The organism is Mesorhizobium sp. WSM4820, from assembly GCF_055811075.1.
This window is the reverse complement of the sequence record NZ_JBVVQN010000018.1, coordinates 1-15,698: the sequence shown is the minus strand read 5'-3', so window position 1 is coordinate 15,698 and position 15,698 is coordinate 1. Positions and strand designations below refer to the sequence as shown.

The 15,698-nt window shown below is 62.6% G+C and carries 15 protein-coding genes; 10 read left to right on the top strand and 5 right to left on the bottom strand.

The genetic code is table 11. The features are described 5' to 3' along the window. Nucleotides 1-56: 56 nt before the first annotated feature. Nucleotides 57-419, bottom strand: a complete 363-nt coding sequence (locus AC0L2R_RS25290) for a hypothetical protein (RefSeq protein ID WP_473494704.1) — start codon at nucleotides 417-419, stop codon at nucleotides 57-59. Between the two features lie 779 nt (nucleotides 420-1,198). Between AC0L2R_RS25290 and AC0L2R_RS25285 the strand changes: the two genes are divergently transcribed. From AC0L2R_RS25285 to phoB, 6 genes are all read left to right on the top strand, one after another. Next, nucleotides 1,199-2,203, top strand: a complete 1,005-nt coding sequence (locus AC0L2R_RS25285) for a PstS family phosphate ABC transporter substrate-binding protein (RefSeq protein WP_091593258.1) — start codon at nucleotides 1,199-1,201, stop codon at nucleotides 2,201-2,203. A 119-nt stretch (nucleotides 2,204-2,322) separates the two neighbouring features. Next, nucleotides 2,323-3,711, top strand: coding sequence for a phosphate ABC transporter permease subunit PstC (gene pstC / locus AC0L2R_RS25280; protein WP_473512191.1), 1,389 nt, complete (start codon nucleotides 2,323-2,325; stop codon nucleotides 3,709-3,711). Further along, nucleotides 3,704-5,317 (top strand): phosphate ABC transporter permease PstA, encoded by a 1,614-nt coding sequence (gene pstA / locus AC0L2R_RS25275; RefSeq protein WP_287299332.1) that lies wholly within the window; start codon nucleotides 3,704-3,706, stop codon nucleotides 5,315-5,317. Before pstC ends, pstA begins: the two co-directional genes overlap by 8 nt. Before the next feature lie 12 nt (nucleotides 5,318-5,329). Then, on the top strand, nucleotides 5,330-6,145 hold the full coding sequence (gene pstB, locus AC0L2R_RS25270) for a phosphate ABC transporter ATP-binding protein PstB (RefSeq protein WP_473512189.1): 816 nt from the start codon (nucleotides 5,330-5,332) through the stop codon (nucleotides 6,143-6,145). A 35-nt stretch (nucleotides 6,146-6,180) separates the two neighbouring features. After that, on the top strand, nucleotides 6,181-6,888 hold the full coding sequence (gene phoU, locus AC0L2R_RS25265) for a phosphate signaling complex protein PhoU (protein WP_023797095.1): 708 nt from the start codon (nucleotides 6,181-6,183) through the stop codon (nucleotides 6,886-6,888). 16 nt (nucleotides 6,889-6,904) lie between these two features. Continuing rightward, the gene (phoB, locus tag AC0L2R_RS25260) at nucleotides 6,905-7,594 is read left to right on the top strand and encodes a phosphate regulon transcriptional regulator PhoB (RefSeq protein WP_031254097.1); all 690 of its coding nucleotides are present in this window, start codon (nucleotides 6,905-6,907) and stop codon (nucleotides 7,592-7,594) included. A gap of 131 nt (nucleotides 7,595-7,725) precedes the next feature. Here phoB and AC0L2R_RS25255 read toward each other — a convergent pair whose 3' ends face one another. Beyond that, a complete protein-coding gene (locus tag AC0L2R_RS25255) occupies nucleotides 7,726-8,973 on the bottom strand; it encodes an ROK family protein (RefSeq protein WP_473512188.1) in 1,248 nt (415 codons plus the stop codon). 266 nt (nucleotides 8,974-9,239) lie between these two features. Here AC0L2R_RS25255 and xylF point away from each other — a divergent pair, with 266 nt between their 5' ends. The 4 genes from xylF (at nucleotide 9,240) to AC0L2R_RS25235 (ending at nucleotide 14,385) form a co-directional block, all read left to right on the top strand. Next, entirely contained in the window at nucleotides 9,240-10,280 is a 1,041-nt protein-coding gene (gene xylF, locus AC0L2R_RS25250) for a D-xylose ABC transporter substrate-binding protein (RefSeq protein ID WP_473512187.1), read from the top strand. Between the two features lie 140 nt (nucleotides 10,281-10,420). Continuing rightward, nucleotides 10,421-11,740 carry a sugar ABC transporter permease gene (locus AC0L2R_RS25245; protein WP_473512186.1) on the top strand — a complete coding sequence of 440 codons (1,320 nt, stop codon included), beginning with the start codon at nucleotides 10,421-10,423 and terminating at the stop codon, nucleotides 11,738-11,740. Between the two features lie 93 nt (nucleotides 11,741-11,833). After that, nucleotides 11,834-12,628, top strand: coding sequence for an ATP-binding cassette domain-containing protein (locus AC0L2R_RS25240; RefSeq protein ID WP_473512185.1), 795 nt, complete (start codon nucleotides 11,834-11,836; stop codon nucleotides 12,626-12,628). 113 nt (nucleotides 12,629-12,741) lie between these two features. Further along, nucleotides 12,742-14,385 carry a CHASE domain-containing protein gene (locus tag AC0L2R_RS25235; protein ID WP_473512279.1) on the top strand — a complete coding sequence of 548 codons (1,644 nt, stop codon included), beginning with the start codon at nucleotides 12,742-12,744 and terminating at the stop codon, nucleotides 14,383-14,385. A gap of 124 nt (nucleotides 14,386-14,509) precedes the next feature. Here AC0L2R_RS25235 and AC0L2R_RS25230 read toward each other — a convergent pair whose 3' ends face one another. The 3 genes from AC0L2R_RS25230 to AC0L2R_RS25220 form a co-directional block, all read right to left on the bottom strand. Then, complete coding sequence (locus AC0L2R_RS25230; RefSeq protein ID WP_027153471.1) at nucleotides 14,510-14,752, bottom strand: YMGG-like glycine zipper-containing protein; 243 nt, start codon at nucleotides 14,750-14,752, stop codon at nucleotides 14,510-14,512. Nucleotides 14,753-14,833: 81 nt separating this feature from the next. Then, nucleotides 14,834-15,160, bottom strand: coding sequence for a hypothetical protein (locus AC0L2R_RS25225; protein WP_287050966.1), 327 nt, complete (start codon nucleotides 15,158-15,160; stop codon nucleotides 14,834-14,836). Between the two features lie 203 nt (nucleotides 15,161-15,363). Then, nucleotides 15,364-15,546, bottom strand: coding sequence for a hypothetical protein (locus tag AC0L2R_RS25220; protein ID WP_473512184.1), 183 nt, complete (start codon nucleotides 15,544-15,546; stop codon nucleotides 15,364-15,366). Between the last annotated feature and the right edge of the window lie 152 nt (nucleotides 15,547-15,698).

Here is a 15,698-nt window from a genome sequence, read left to right as displayed (position 1 = left end):
AGCAACGTTTTTCGGGGCGCGCATCTTTTAGCTGCCAGCGCTTGAATGCCGGATGGCTATTCGCAGACCATGCGGACCCGTTTTCCGGGTTGGCTGACGTTCCTGCAGGTGAGCGGTTTCGCCGGCTCGGATGACGGCATCGGCGGCTGTTTGGCAATCCTGGCGATTTTCCTCCTCGGCGCCGCGGAGGTGCCGATTTTGCGGGCCGCCGCTGTTTCCGGCGTTTCGGGCGCCGCAGGAAAGACATCGGTCTGCAGCAACTGCGGCTGTTCGGCTTGCGCCTGCTGCTGCGGCCGGTCCCAGAACCGCCGGACATCGAGCGGCCTTGGAATGACGACGGTGCCGTCGTAGCTGCGCGAGCAGCCGCCCCCTAGCAGCAGCATCGGGCACACGAAAAAAGGCAGGATCCGTCGCAACATCGGCAACACCCTTGCGGGATCTATAACGCGGCTTCGGTTCTACCGACAACCGTCGGAATACACTGCGGGCAAGGCTAGCGCATGACCCGGAGAATCGGAATCGATTTCGCTGGGGATCATGCGCAAAAATCAAAGTGCCGCAGCGTCCCTGGCGCGACTTTGGCGCGATTGGGGGCGGGCATGGACGACTGCCTGCCCAAGCCCATCAGCCCTAAGGCCCATTAGCCCCAGGCGGCGTCTTGCTCGAAAAGGTCCGCGGACGGGGAAATCCACGCGCAGGATAGCCACGTCAGCCTGTCGGATCCAGCCGATTCGGCGACGCGTTGCGACAAGACTATGGTGCGATCGCACCATACCAAAGCATGCGTCCGGTTGGAACAATAAGCGCATTCGAGTTCCGCTCCTCCAGTTACGGGCGGGAGCAGCGACCGCCGGCAAGAAGCAGGGTCAGATTTACCCCAACGGACCTGCTTCGGCGATGGCACGGCCATGACCTCCTTGGCCGCATGCAACGCGCTCCCGCCCGGATTTTCTTTTTCGGCGCCAATTGTTCGCCCGTCCAGGCAAATGCCGGCCGCAATTCGCGCAAGCTGCTGATTCCAGCGGCAAACCACGGCTGTACCGGCGAGACCCGCGGCCCTTCCTTTTGACAGGGCTGTGCGGCGGTTACCGGGCTGACATCAAACTGTCATGTGACTGTAATAATCGGGGGCTATGGCCTCAGCGGGCGCCGAAGGAATGGCGCCGAGAGACCATTTTTCCGAACAGGAGCAGGCCACATGAAGAAATTCCTCCTTACGGCGTCGGCCGCGGCGCTTGCGCTCGCCGCGTCGGCTGGTTATGCCGCCGCGCGCGACCAGATTCAAATCGTTGGTTCGTCCACAGTGTTCCCCTTCACGACGGCTGTCGCTGAAAAGCTCGGCCAGAGCGGAAAGATCAAGACCCCGGTCGTCGAGTCGACTGGCACCGGCGGCGGCATGAAGCTGTTTTGCCAGGGCGTCGGCGAAAATACCGCCGACTTCACCAATGCCTCGCGCGCCATCAAGGATAGTGAGCTTAAAACCTGCAAGGCAAACGGCGTGACGCCGGTCGAAATCAAGGTCGGCTTCGACGGCATCGTACTGGCCAACTCGAAGGCAGGGACTGTCGTCGATCTGACCAAGGAACAGGTTTTCAAGGCGCTCGCCAAGAACGTCGCTGTTGACGGCAAGGTCGTCCCCAACCCCTACAAGAACTGGTCGGATGTCGATGCATCGCTTCCCGCGACAAAGATCGAGGTGCTTGGCCCGCCGCCGACATCCGGCACGCGCGATGCGTTCGTCGAACTCGTCATGGATGCGGCCTGCCAGGAAGAAGTGAAGGCGGCTAATGAAAAGGGCTGCGGCGAGATCCGCGAAGACGGCGCTTTTGTCGAGGCCGGCGAAAACGACAATCTGATCGTCCAGAAGCTGGAAGCCAACCCCAATGCCTTCGGCGTCTTTGGCTTCTCGTTCCTTGACCAGAACGCCGACAAGCTGCAGGGCCACAAGGTCGACGGCGTCGAGCCGACTTTCGAGAACATCGCATCCGGCGATTACGGCGTTTCCCGCTCGCTCTTTGTCTATGCCAAAAAAGAGCATGTCGGTGTCATCCCCGGCATGCAGGAGTTCATCGCCGAGTACACCTCGGATGCTGCATGGGGTCCTGATGGTTATCTGGCCGACAAGGGCCTGATCCCGCTGCCGGACGCCGAGCGCGCCAAGTCGGCCGAAAACGCCAAGGCCCTGAAGGGCATGGGCTCCTGATGTTTCGGGGTCCGAGCCTACCGCTCTGACCCCTCATATCCTAAAGCACAAAGCGCGGGACCTTAGGTCCCGTGCTTTGAGCCGGTGAATGACCGGCGGTCGAGGGGACGTCCCGAATCATGGTCGGTTATCTCGTTGTTCTTCTGGTGGTTCTGGCCGCTGCTGCCTATTGGCTCGGCCGGACCCGCGCTATTGCCAGCGTCAATGGCGACGTCGCGCGACTGCATTCGCTGCCTGGCCAGCATGGCATGTTTCTGGCGCTTTTTGCTGCCGGTCCCGCGCTGCTTGCGATCGTGTTGTGGTCGCTGGTGACGCCGGGAATTGAATCGTCGATCATTGCCGACCGCTTCGCCTCCGAGTTGTCGGGAATGGGCGTCCCGCAGGTCGAAGCTTTCATCCGCGACGCTCGCGCGATGGCCTTTGGCGGGCTCGTCGGCTTCGCCGACCCCACGAAAGAGGCGGCCGCCGCCCTCTACAAATCGGTCCATGCGACCAGCACCTGGATCATCTGGACCGTCGCACTCGTGCTTTCCGCGTCCGGATTTTACTGGGCCTATTCACGCATCGCACAGGCCTACCGGGCGCGCCACGTGGTCGAGCGCGTTCTTCGCGCATTCTTGATCGCCTGCTCGGTGGTCGCGATCCTGACGACGATCGGCATCGTCCTGTCGCTTATCTTCGAGTCGCTGCGGTTCTTCCAACAGGTGCCGTTCTACAAGTTCCTGTTCGGCACGCATTGGTCGCCGCAGAGCGCCTTCACCGGCGCGGGAGCCGAGGCCGGGGCGGTCAACGAGGACATTTTTGGCATGGTGCCGCTCTTTGCCGGCACGTTGCTCATCACCTTCATCGCCATGCTGGTGGCTGCGCCTATCGGGCTGATGGCTGCGATCTACCTTTCGGATTACGCCTCCAAAAGCGTCCGCGCGGTCGCAAAGCCGGTTCTGGAAATCCTCGCCGGCATTCCGACCGTCGTCTACGGCTTCTTCGCCGCGCTGACGGTTGCGCCCTACTTCCGCGGTATCGGCGAAAGCCTGGGCCTCAACGTAGCATCTGAATCCGCGCTCGCCGCAGGCGTGGTCATGGGTATCATGATCATTCCCTTCGTTTCCTCGCTTTCCGACGATGTGATCAACGCCGTTCCGCAATCCCTGAGAGACGGTTCTGCCGGCCTCGGCGCGACCAAGTCGGAAACCATCCGCAAGGTGGTCCTTCCCGCTGCCCTTCCGGGCATCGTTTCGGCGATGCTGCTTGCCGTCAGCCGCGCAATCGGCGAAACGATGATCGTGGTCATGGCCGCGGGGCTGGCGGCAAACCTCACGGCAAATCCGCTCGAAGCGGTCACCACCGTGACCGTGCAGATCGTGACGCTGCTGGTGGGCGACCAGGAGTTCGACAGCGCCAAGACGCTTGCAGCCTTCGCACTCGGCCTGGTGCTGTTCTGCATTACGCTTACCCTCAACATCGTCGCTTTGCGCGTCGTCCAGAAATACCGAGAGCAATATGACTGATGCGATCTCGTCATTCGGCGCCGTCGGACGGCCGGTCAGCATTCATACCGACGATGCCGCGAAGGCGCGGCTGAAGGGCCGCTACCGCACGGAAACGTGGTTCAAATGGCTCGGCGCCGCGGCTGTCGCGTTGGCCGGCTTGTTCCTTGTGCTGCTCCTGTCGACGATCGTCACTCAGGCGATTCCAGCGCTGCGGCAGAACTATGTGACGCTGCCGATCGATCTTTCAGCGGCCAAGGTCGACCCGGCGAAACTCGATGAAGTGAACTACGACGCCATCGCTCAGGAAGCGCTTACGGCAAAATTTCCGGATGTGACGAGCCGCCAGGACAAGCGCCTGCTGCGCGGGCTGATTTCCACCGGCACAGGCGTGTTCCTGCGCAAGGATATTGCGGCTGATCCGGGGATGCTCGGAGGAACGGTGGACTATGCGGTTCCACTTGACGATTTTGCCGACCTCTATCTCAAGGGTTTGCTTGCCGACGTCGGTTCGGACGAAGCGATTTCGACAAGCGTCACGCCTTCGGGAACCAGCGGCGACATCGATCTGACCTTCGGCGACGATGCCATGCTGGCGCTGGCGCGCGGCCATGGTGCGACCGAGGGCGAAAACGGCATGTTTACGCTGACGAGCGGGGCGTCGTCGCTGCTGGTCGCGTTCAATGGCGGCACGGTCAAGCTGACCTCGCTGTCGCCTGCGGCCAACGGCACGGTGATCGCAAAAGGCACGGTGATCGAGGCGCTGGACAGCACGGCGCCCGCCGCGAGCGGCCAGGCATTCCTGCGCGTCATCGAGACGCCGGAAGCATCGCGAAAGATTTCGGACAAGGTGATCGTCTGGCTCGACACGCTGAAGAGCGCCGGCCTGATCGAAAGCCGGTTCAACTCGATCTTCTTCTTCACCGGCGCAAGCCGCGAGCCGGAATTGGCCGGTGTCTGGGGCGCGGTCGTCGGATCGTTCCTGACCATGATCGTAACCCTCGCCATCGCCTTCCCGATCGGCGTTTCAGCGGCGATCTATCTTGAGGAATTTGCGCCCAAGAACCGGCTGACGACGATGATCGAAGTGAATATCAACAATCTGGCGGCGGTGCCTTCGATCGTCTTCGGCCTGCTTGGACTTGCCGTATTCCTGAATTTCTTCGGCATGCCGCGCTCAGCCCCGGTGGTCGGCGGCATGGTGCTGGCGCTGATGACCTTGCCGATCATCATTATCGCCTCGCGCGCTTCGCTGCGCGCCGTGCCGCCGTCGATCCGCGAGGCGGCGCTTGGCATCGGAGCGTCCAAGGTCCAGACCGTATTCCATCACGTCCTGCCGCTGGCGATGCCGGGCATCATGACCGGCACCATCCTCGGAATGGCGCATGCGCTGGGCGAAACCGCGCCGTTGCTGATGATCGGCATGGTCGCCTTCATCGTCGACATTCCCGGCGGCTTCACCGATCCCGCAACGATCCTGCCGGTGCAGATATTCATGTGGGCGGATTTCCCGGAAGCGGGGTTCCAGCAGAAGACTTCGGCGGCGATTTTGATTTTGCTGGTGTTTTTGGTCATCATGAATGCCATCGCGGTGATACTGCGCAGGCGCTTCGAGCGGCGCTGGTAAGGAGTAGAGGATATGAACATCATGACGGAAGCCGGCGTCGAGCAGAAACTGAGCAGCGCAAGCAACGCCCCTTCGATCAAGATGAAGGGCGAAAAGGTTTCCGTTCACTACGGCGAGAAGCGAGCACTGTTCGACGTCGATCTCGATGTCCGCGAGCATCAGGTGACGGCGTTGATCGGCCCATCGGGCTGCGGCAAGTCGACGTTCCTGCGTTGCCTGAACCGAATGAACGACACCATCGATATCGCGCGGGTGAGCGGCAAGATCACGCTCGACGGCGAGGATGTCTACGACCCGAAAATCGATGTCGTCGAGCTGCGAGCTCGCGTCGGCATGGTGTTCCAGAAGCCGAACCCGTTTCCGAAGTCGATCTACGAAAACGTCGCCTACGGTCCGCGCATTCACGGCCTGGCCAGGACCAAGGCCGAGTTGGACGGCATCGTCGAATCGAGCCTGAAGAAGGCCGGCCTGTTCAACGAGGTCAAGGATCGCCTGCTCGAGTCGGGTACCGGCCTGTCCGGCGGACAGCAGCAGCGCCTGTGCATTGCGCGCGCCATCGCCGTGTCGCCGGAAGTGATCCTGATGGACGAGCCCTGTTCGGCGCTCGATCCGATCGCCACCGCCCGCGTCGAGGAACTGATCGACGAACTGCGCCAGAACTATACGATCGTCATCGTCACCCATTCGATGCAGCAGGCGGCGCGCGTGTCGCAACGCACGGCGATGTTCCATCTCGGCTATCTGGTCGAGGAGGGCGCGACCGACAAGATGTTCACCAACCCCGACGACAAGCGCACCCAGGACTACATCACCGGCCGGTTCGGCTGAGCGGTCCGGCGAATTTCGAACACGAGGACAGCACCATGGGTGAACACACCGTCGCATCTTTCGACGAGGAACTGGAGCACATCGACCGGCTGATCCGCGACATGGACGAGCTCGCCGCCGCAATGGTAGCGGCCTCGATCCGCGCGCTGCTTGCGTCGGACAATGCGATGGCGCAGCGCGTTGTCTCGGACGACGCCATCATGGATGCGCGGCAGCGCGAACTCGATGACAGCGCCATCACGCTGATCGCCAAGCGGCAGCCGATGGCGCAGGATCTGCGCGCCGTGGTTGGCGCAATCCGCATGGCTGGCGATCTCGAGCGCATCGGCGATCTGGCCAAGAACATAGCCAAACGGGTCAGCGCAGTCGGGCAGAGCGCGACGCCGCGTAATCTGTCGCACGGTATTGACGCGATGGCGGATCTCGTTCTTGTGCAGCTGCGCGGCGTGGTCGAGCACTATGTGTCGCGCGATGCCGGCGCGTTGAAGGAACTGCGCGCCGACGACCAGAAGATCGACGTGAAATACACGGCGGTTTTTCGCGAGCTCCTGACCTACATGATGGAGGATCCGCGCAACATCACCGCCTGCACGCACCTTCTGTTCTGCGCCAAGAATCTCGAGCGTATCGGCGATCACGTCACCAACATCGCCGAAAACGCCTACTTTGTCGTGACCGGGCAGCAATTGCCGGCGGATCGCCCGAAGCTCGACGAAACGACGATGTCGGCGCCGGCGACATGACAGGAGTGACCGGCCGATGATCGCGCCGCGCATCATGGTGGTGGAGGATGAAGAGCCGCTGGGCGTCCTCCTCCGTTACAATCTGGAATCCGAAGGCTATCAGGTCGAGGTGGTGACGCGCGGCGACGAGGCCGAAATCCGGCTGCAGGAAAACGTGCCCGATCTTTTGGTGCTCGACTGGATGGTGCCGGCGGTTTCCGGCATCGAGCTTTGCCGGCGGCTTCGGGTGCGCCCCGAAACCGAGCGGCTGCCGATCATCATGCTGACCGCGCGCGGCGAGGAGAGCGACCGGGTGCGCGGCCTTTCGACCGGAGCCGACGACTATCTGGTCAAGCCGTTCTCGACACCGGAATTCATGGCCAGGGTCAAGGCGCTGCTGCGCCGCGCCAAGCCGGAAGTGCTGTCCAGCGTGCTCAAGGTCGGCGACATCATGCTCGATCGTGAATCGCACCGGGTCTATCGCAAGAAGAGCGAGATCCGGCTCGGGCCGACCGAATTCCGGCTGCTCGAATTCATGATGCGGCACCCGGGTCGGGTCTTCTCGCGCAGCCAGTTGCTCGACAATGTCTGGGGCGAGACGATCTACATCGACGAGCGCACTGTGGACGTCCATGTCGGCCGGTTGCGCAAGGCGGTCAACAATGGTCGCATGCCCGATGTCATCCGCACCATCCGCGGCGCCGGCTATGCGATCAGGGAAGACTAGCTGATACCTGCGCTTCCGGCGTACCCCAAAGTACGCTCCGCTCCGGATCTCGGAACCCACCATTCTCGACTCGGCCTGACCTGAATCTCAACACACCCCAAGTCGCGACCCGGGAATCCCTGCCTTCGGATTCAAGCCACGTTCTTTCCGACCGAGCCGGCTCGTGCCTGGATGCTCGGCGCGAAAATCTCCTGATCGACGAAGCTCAGCGCCCGCATGGCGCAGCCTTCGCGGATCAGCGGCAACTCATTCGGCTCGGTGTCGAAGGAAATCGAACCCGAATGCTGGCCGCCGGCGGTCTGGGCGATGGCCTCGCGCAGCGCCGGCTCGATCAGGTCGAAGGCGGCAGCGCTGGCGCCGACCATGGCCACCGGCGCCGGATCGATCAGCGCAAACAGGCTGCCGAGCCCGAAGCCGAGCGCCTCGCCGGCCTTGCGGTAGGCTTCGCGCTCCGGTCCGTCCGTCTCGCGCGCCCGGGCCGCCAGTGCCCGCATCTCGGCGTCGCTGACATCGGCGACCGGCTCTGCGTTCTCGCTCAACAGCCTTGCGTTGCGCCAGATGGCGTAGTTGCCGGCATAAGCCTCGACGCAGCCGCGCCGCCCGCAGCGGCAAAGCGCGCCGCCCGGCCGATGGATCATGTGGCCGAATTCGCCGCCCGAGGAGTGGGTGCCGGTGAACAGCTCGCCCTTCAGCACCAGCCCCATACCGATGCCGTGCGAGAGCAGGATGGCGATGAAATCATCGCGGTAGCGATCCGGGTGGCGCCAGCGCAGCGCCACGGCCATCATGTTGCAGTCGTTCTCCATGATGGCCGGGATGCCGAACTCGCGTTCCAGAATGTCGGCGAAGGCGATGTTCGTCTGCGGCGTGATCGGCGACCACAACATGGCGCGCGCATGGGAATCGGTGATGCCCTGGATTGCCAGCGCGATGCGGGCGACGCTTTGGACATCGAGGTCGGGATCTTCGAGCCGGCGTCGGACGATGGCGACACATTCGCCGATCAGCGCGTCGCGCGACATGGTCAGCGTGTCCAGCCGGCGCTGGTCCTCGGCGACCACTTGTCCGGCATAATCGATGACGGCGACCGACAGGAAATTCAGCGACAACACGACGGCCAACACCGCAGCGGCTTGCGGATTGAGGCTGAGGCCGACCTGCGGCCGGCCGCGTTTCAGCGAAACCGTCTCGCTCGCCTTGCTCTCGGCCAGGATGCCTTCCTGGATCAGGTCGGCAGAGATCGCCGATATGGTCGAATGGCTGAGGCCGGTGGTCGCGGCGATCTCGGTCCGCGACGGCTGGCCTGCCCGGCGCACGGCCGAAATCACCATCGCCCGGTTGCGCCGGCGCAGATCGTCATGACGGATTCCCACCGACATTTTTGTTTCCTCCTCACCGCCGCGGCCGCTCATGAATCGGAAGCCGTCGGTAATGTCCGACAAATACTGGCAGAAGCAGAAGGGGCTGTCATTATTTATTCCGAGCCTCGAAAAAAAGACCGACAGGACGTCAAAATCCATCAGAATTGGTGTTGACAGTGCTTCGGCGTTGGACCAGTATTTTTTCGAGGCTCGAAAAAATAGGAGCCTTTGTGCCGGCCTTCGGGCCAGTTGGTCGCGCCCTACGCGGCGCAGGGAGGAATATCATGAAGAGATTCGCAGCCGCCATTCTGGCGGGGGTCGCCATGTCGCTGACGCTCGCGTCGGCCGCGCAGGCCAAGGATAAGGTCATTGGCGTTTCGTGGTCGAACTTCCAGGAAGAGCGTTGGAAGACCGACGAAGCCGCCATGAAGGCGGCGATCGAGGCCGCCGGCGACAAATATATTTCCGCTGACGCACAGTCCAATCCCGGCAAGCAGCTGACCGACGTCGAGAGCCTGATCTCGCAGGGCGCCAACGCGCTGATCATCCTTGCGCAGGATGCCTCGGCCATCGGTCCGGCGGTGCAGAAGGCGCTGGACGAAGGCATTCCGGTCGTCGGCTATGACCGGCTGATCGAGAACAAGGACGTTTTTTATCTGACCTTTGACAACCAGGAAGTCGGCCGCATGCAGGCCCGCGAAGTGTTCAAGGTGGCGCCGGAAGGCAATTACGTCTTCATCAAGGGCTCGGGCGCCGACCCGAATGCCGATTTCCTATTCGCCGGCTCCATGGAAGTGCTCAAGGATGCCATCGACAGCGGCAAGATCAAGAATGTCGGCGAGGCTTATACGGACGGCTGGCTCCCCGCCAACGCCCAGAAGAACATGGAACAGTTCCTGACCGCCAACGACAACAAGGTCGATGCGGTGGTTGCCGCCAATGACGGCACCGCCGGTGGCGTCGTCGCGGCGCTGACGGCGCAAGGCCTGGCCGGATCCGTCCCGGTTTCGGGCCAGGACGGCGACCATGCCGCGCTGAACCGCATCGCGCTCGGCACGCAGACCGTCTCGGTGTGGAAAGACGCGCGCGAGCTCGGCAAGAACGCTGCCGAGATCGCCTCGCAGCTGGCCGACGGCAAGCCGATGACAGATATTGCCGGCGTCAAGGACTTCACCACGCCCGGCGGCAATGTCGTCAAGTCGCTGTTCCTGACGCCGATTGCCATCACCAGGGACAATCTCAACGTCGTCATCGACGCCGGCTGGATCAAGCAGGAAGAGGTCTGCGCCGGCGTGGCGGCGGGCACCGTCTCGGTCTGCAACTGATCCGCCTTCGCCAAAAAACCTGAGACGCCGCGGTTTCAGGCCGCGGCGTTTTTTTCAAAAGAGTTGTTTTCCCGCGTCTCGCGGGTAACGTTTATGCTGCTTCCGGCATCCGCGGCAGACGGCAACGGTGGGAGGACATCATGACCGACACGACTTCCAACACGCCGGCTGCCGATCGGGCGCGGGAATCCGAGCTCAGCCCTTTCGGCCGTTTCCTCAAGGCAACCGAGCTCGACATTCGCATGCTCGGCATGGTCGGCGCGCTGCTGATCATCTGGGTTGGGATCCACATCCTGTCGGGTGGGCTTTTCCTCACGCCGCGCAATCTCTGGAACCTGTCAGTGCAGACTTCCTCGGTCGCGATCATGGCGACCGGCATGGTGCTGGTCATCGTGATGCGCAACATCGATCTTTCGGTCGGCTCCGTCGAAGGCGTGATCGGCATGGTGATGGGCGTTGCGCAGGCAGAATTCCTCATCCGCGTCATGGGATTCCAGCTTGGAAATCCCTGGATATGGGTCATCGCACTGGCTGCCGGCGTGGCGCTCGGCCTCATCATCGGCGCGCTTCAGGGTTTTATCATCGCCTATCTCGAGGTTCCGGCCTTCATCGTGACGCTGGGCGGCCTGCTGATCTGGCGCGGCATGGCGTGGCTGATGACGAGCGGGCGCACCGTCGCGCCGCTCGATGCCACCTTCCAGCTGATGGGTGGCGGGCCGCGTGGCTCGATCGGGGCGACCGCAAGCTGGTTCGTCGGCATTCTCGCCTGTGTGGCTGTCGCCTTGATGCTGCTCAACGGCCGGTCGCAGCGCAAGCGCTTCAGGTTTCCGCTGCGCCCGGTCTGGGCGGAGAGCCTGCTTGGTGTTGTCGCCTGCGCCGCCATCCTCGGCGCCGTCTGGATCGCCAATTCCTATCCGTGGCCGATCGGCATCGTTCGCCAATACGCCCAGCGGACCGGCATCACCATCCCCGAAGGCGGGCTGTTCATTGCCCATGGCATCGCCATACCGGTGCTGATCGCGGTCGCAGTCGGCATCGTCATGACCTTCATCACCCGGCGCACCCGTTTCGGCCGCTACGTCTTTGCCATTGGCGGCAACCCGGAAGCGGCGGAACTCGCCGGCATCAACACGCGCTGGGTGACCATGAAAGTGTTCATGATCATGGGCGTTCTGGCCGCGATCAGCGCGGCAATTGCTTCGGCCCGCCTCAATGCGGCGACCAATGCGCTGGGCACGCTGGACGAGCTCTTGGTCATCGCAGCAGCCGTCATCGGCGGCACGTCGCTGGCCGGCGGCTCCGGCACGGTGCTCGGTGCCATGCTGGGCGCGCTTCTGATGCAGTCGCTGCAGTCCGGCATGGTGTTGCTCGGCATCGATTCACCGCTTCAGAGCGTCGTCGTCGGCGCCGTGCTGGTCGTCGCCGTCTGGCTCGACACCGTCTACCGCAAGCGGGTCTGAGCATGATCCCGAGCCAAAGGTCCGGATCAGCGAAAAGTGGACATCCGTTTCGGTCCAGCATCATGCTCGGCGAAACTATAAAGAGGAACGATCATGGCTGACACGACTGCTCCCACGCCACTGATCGATATGCGCAACATCTCGATTGCCTTCGGCGGTATTCGCGCCGTCGACGATGCATCGATCGACCTGTTCCCGGGCGAGGTCGTGGCGCTGCTCGGCCACAACGGTGCGGGAAAGTCGACGCTGATCAAGATCCTGTCCGGCGCCTACAAGCGCGATTCGGGCCAGATCTTCGTCAATGGCGAGGAGGCTTCGATCGCCAATCCGCGCGACGCCAAGAAATACGGCATCGAGACGATCTACCAGACGCTGGCGCTCGCCGACAATGTCGACGCCGCCGCCAACCTGTTCCTCGGCCGCGAGCTGATGACCGGCTGGGGCACGCTCGACGATGGCGCCATGGAGGCCGAGGCGCGCAAGGTGATGGGCAGGCTCAATCCCCGCTTCCAGCGCTTCAAGGAGCCGGTGGTCAAGCTTTCGGGCGGCCAGCGGCAGTCGGTGGCGATCGCGCGCGCCATCCTGTTCAACGCCCGCATCCTGATCATGGATGAGCCGACGGCGGCACTGGGACCGCAGGAAACCGCGCAGGTCGGCGAACTGGTCATGCAGCTCAAGGCCGACGGCATCGGCATCTTCCTGATCAGCCATGACATCCACGATGTGTTCGAGCTTGCCGACCGCGTCTGCGTCATGAAGAATGGCCGGGTCGTCGGCACGGCGCGCACCGGCGACGTGAGCCAGGACGAGGTGCTCGGCATGATCATTCTGGGCAAGTGTCCGCCAGGCGCCATTCCGGGACCGGGCGCGCTGAAGATCGCCGCCTGAAGCGTCAAATACCTGTCATGTGATATGCCAGCCGTCATGATGGTTTGGCCGCGCCATTGTGTTGCCACGGGGACTTGCCCATAAGATGGGGAACCATGGGTCGCAGCAGCAACTTGAAGAAATTCTTCCCGATCGTCGCTTTCATCGCCGTTGCGCTGATCAGCCTGACAATGGCGGGATTCGCCTATTTCGCCACGCAAGAAGCAGCGCGCATCAAATTCGAGGCGACGGCGGACGACGCCCTCAACCGGATCGATAGCCGCATCGACCTGCATCTGTCGATGCTGCGATCGACACACGCACTGTTCGAGGCTCGCAATGGTGACATTTCGCGGAGCGAGTTCAAGGCGTTCTTCGATGCGCTGGGTATCAACGACAATTTCGCCGGCCTGCGCGGCATCGGCTTTCTCCGGCTGGTGAGAGCCGGCGACGAGGCAGCGGTCGAGCGTGCCATCCAGCACGACTATGGCGTCAGCGATGCGATCTATCCGGCCACGACAACGCTGCCATGGCGTGCGCCCATCACGCTGTTCGAGCCACTGGATCCTTCCAATCAATCCGGCATCGGCTACGACATGTTCACCGAACCGGTGCGGCGCGAGGCGATCGAAAGGGCGATGGCCGACAATCAGCAGCACGCAAGCGGGCGCGTGCAGCTAGGCCAGGAAACAGGTGCTGCGCAGACCTTCACCGGCTTCCTGGTTTTCGTGCGGCTCAACATCGAAACCGCGGCGGACGGCATCGATGCGTCGAGATCGTCGACAACAGGCTTTCTCTATGCGGCGTTCCGCGCCCGCGACCTGTTCCAGACCGCGCTCAGCCGGACGCCGCTGCTGCCGGTCAACATCGAAATCTATGACGGCAAGGTGGATGCCGACCATCTTTTGTTCCAGTCGGAAACGCCGCCGGCGTCGAGCTTCGGCGACAGGTTGCTGGTTTCTCGCGAACTCACCATCGCCGGACGTCCATGGACGGTCCTGTTCAGGCCGACAAGCGCCTTCTCGCAACCTTCCTCGCGCGCCATTCCGGTGATGCTCGGCCTGTTCGGACTGCTGCTCGCCGGAACGATCGCGCTGGTGGCCCGATATCAGGAGCGGGCCTATGACGCGGTTTCGCTGCTTCATGAGACGACGGAAAAAAGCCTGCTCGAAAAAGACCTGATGCTGCAGGAGATGAAGCACCGCATCAAGAACTCGATCACGCGGGTGCTGGCGATCGCGCGCCAGACGGCGTCGCACGCCACCGACGTCCACGAGTTCTCGTCTTCTTTTTCGGCCCGGCTGCAAGCGATGGCGGCGTCCCAGGACATGCTGACGCGCTCGCGCTGGCAGAAGGCCGATCTTGGCGATCTCTTGCGCATCGAGCTTGGCCAGGTGTTCGGCAAGGAGCTTCCCGACGGGATATTGTCGGGGCCAGAGGTGTTGCTCGACGAGACGACAACGCAGGCGCTCGGCCTGACCTTTCACGAACTGGCGACGAACGCGCTAAAATATGGCGAAACCGGCAATTCGGCCATTACCAGGAACGGCGACTGGTCGCTCAAGGTCGACTGGTCGGTCGAAGGCAGCAGGAGCGACCGGACGCTGGTCCTCAACTGGCGCGAAGCCGGCCAGAAGAAACTCGAGCCACCTGTCAAAACCGGTTTCGGCACCAAGCTAATCGATCTGAACGTGACGCGCGAATTGCGCGGTACGATCAATCGCGATTTTCACGATAGCGGGCTGAGGGTGGAAATCAGGATCCCGCTGTCGGACTGAAAGGCTGCCGCAAACCGAACGTTTTCGAAGTCGCCCAAATGCAGCGCCCCAAATAAACCGGCCAAGTAAACAGAGACCGGCTCGTCCGGTCTCCGCGTCCAATGCCTCTTGCGTTTGAAACGGATCAGCAGCGCGCCGTAAACAGACGGCCACGGTTGTCGCGGTACTGGCAATAGCCATTGCGCAGGTTGCGCACCAGCAGGCCGGTACCGGCACCGATGGCTGCGCCCACCAGCGCACCCTTGCCGCCGTCAATCAGGCCGCCGGCCAGAGCGCCGACACCGGCGCCGACGCCGACATCCTGTTCGGTGGTGCTGCAACCGCTGACCGCGATTGCGGCAACCATGGCAATAATCATCTTCCGCATAGGGTCACTCCTCGCCTTTGTCCTCACTTGTAGCTCCGCCCGTCATTTATCACGCGAAAAAGCGTTTTGCCCTGCTCGATTTCATTGTTGGCTAAGAGAATCTTTTTCGGGGCGCGCGCCGCTCGAGGCGAGCTCGAGGTCGGAAATCTCCACGGAAGCGTCGAGCGTGCCGTCCGGGCGCACGTTCCAGACGATCTGGTCGTAATCATCCTCAAGTGCCGGATCGACGGAAAGGCATTTGGCAATGATGCGCGGAGCCTGACCCTGCACATCGCCCATGGCAAACGGACGCGCGGCGGTGCACTCCTGAGCGGTTTCGAAAACGCTCACCGATACGGGCAGTTCGCGGCACTCGGTCATCGTGTTCGAACAGCCGATGACCAACAGCACGGCAGCGATATGTTCCATGGCGACGGTCCTCCCGCCATAGAACGGGCCACATCCGCCAAAGTTCCGGTGATGCGGGCTGGCGCGACCATGGAGGACAAGCCGACATCAGGCAAGCCCAAGCCGTCGGCCACTTGCGACCGACGCTTTGCTTCAAATTGTTATCGCAAACCGCTGCACACCCCCGGTTCAAGCCCGAGGGCATGCTTTTCGCGTGACATGCATCAGACCAACTGGAACGCGGCGGCCAGGACGGCCACTGCAGCCAGCCCGATTGCGGCGAGGCCGGGGATCGGCAGGGAAGCACGGGGCGACCGCATTGCGGATGCTTCGGGATCCTGAAACCCGCTCATCGAAACACGTGCGGCCTGTTCCAGCCTGTTGATGTCGGCAACCGTCAAAGCCATTCTCCCGTACTGCGCAGCAAACTGCGATCGAAAACGTCATGCGGAGTGGTGCCTGAGAAAAACAGCATCGAACCTTATGGTGAACAGATGGTTAAAGCCGGCGCGGCCGGTATCAAACCCCACCCCTCTTGGCCCCCAACCGGGCGCGGATA